Origin of the sequence: Streptomyces sp. WAC 04229 (genome assembly GCF_003947455.1) — a bacterium.
Taxonomy (GTDB): Bacteria; Actinomycetota; Actinomycetes; order Streptomycetales; family Streptomycetaceae; genus Streptomyces.
Genome location: NZ_QHJH01000411.1, coordinates 1 through 1,010, shown reverse-complemented (window position 1 = coordinate 1,010; position 1,010 = coordinate 1). Strand labels below are relative to the sequence as shown.

The window sequence follows — 1,010 nt, the reverse complement described above, 5'->3', positions numbered from 1 at the left end:
GACCGGGGGCGGTCCGTCCGGACGGCTCGGGGGCTGGGAGGCCGCGCCGCTCGTGATCGTCGGTGACGACGCCGCACGGCGCGTGCGCGGAGCAGTACGGAGGCGGGGCGTGGTCCTCGTCGGCCGTGACCAGGACGACTCCGGGGTCTGGCAGCGGGCCGTAGGGATCGGCGCCGACCACGTGCTGATGCTGCCCGACGGCGAGCAGTGGCTGGTCGACCGCATCGCCGACGTCACCGAGGGCGTCGGCAGACCGGCCCTCACCGTCGGCGTCATCGGCGGCCGGGGCGGCGCGGGAGCGTCGACGCTGGCCTGCGCGCTCGCCGTCACCTCGGCGCGGGAGGGGATGCGCAGCCTGCTGGTGGACGCCGATCCGCTGGGCGGCGGTCTGGACGTACTCCTCGGCGGTGAGACCGCCGACGGGCTGAGGTGGCCCGCCTTCGCCGCCTCGCGCGGACGCGTCGGGGGCGGCGCCCTGGAGGAGTCGCTGCCGGAGCTGCATGCGCTGCGGGTGCTCAGCTGGGACCGGGGCGACTGCGTCGCGGTACCGGCGCAGGCCGTCCGCGCGGTGCTCGCCGCGGCCCGGCGCAGGGGAGGCACGGTCGTCGTCGACCTGCCGCGCCGGATCGACGACGGAGTCACGGAGGTGCTCGCCCAGCTCGACGTCGGGCTCCTCGTCGTCCCCGCCGAGCTGCGGGCCGTCGCGGCGGCGGGCCGGGTGGCCACCGCTGTCGGCATGGTCCTGCGCGACCTCCGCGTCGCGGTACGCGGGCCGTACGCCTCCGGACTCGACGACCGCGAGGTGGCCCGGCTGCTCGGACTGCCCCTGGCCGGCGAGGTGCCGGTCGAGTCGGGACTGCTGCGCGCGACGGAGAGCCGACGCCCACCGGGCACGTCCGCGCGCGGGCCCCTGGCGCGGTTCTGCCGGGAGTTCTGGGACCGGGCGCTGGTGGAGACGGGGGGTGCGGTGTGAGCGCGGTGGGGCCGGTTTTCGCGGGGGAGTCGGGCGG

The 1,010-nt window shown here is 77.6% G+C and carries 1 protein-coding gene; it reads left to right on the top strand.

Features of this window, described 5'->3' with window-relative positions:
- Positions 1-973: septum site-determining protein Ssd (gene ssd, locus DMH12_RS38590; RefSeq protein WP_125495869.1), on the top strand; the 973-nt coding region annotated here is incomplete at its 5' end.
- Positions 974-1,010 lie beyond the last annotated feature (37 nt).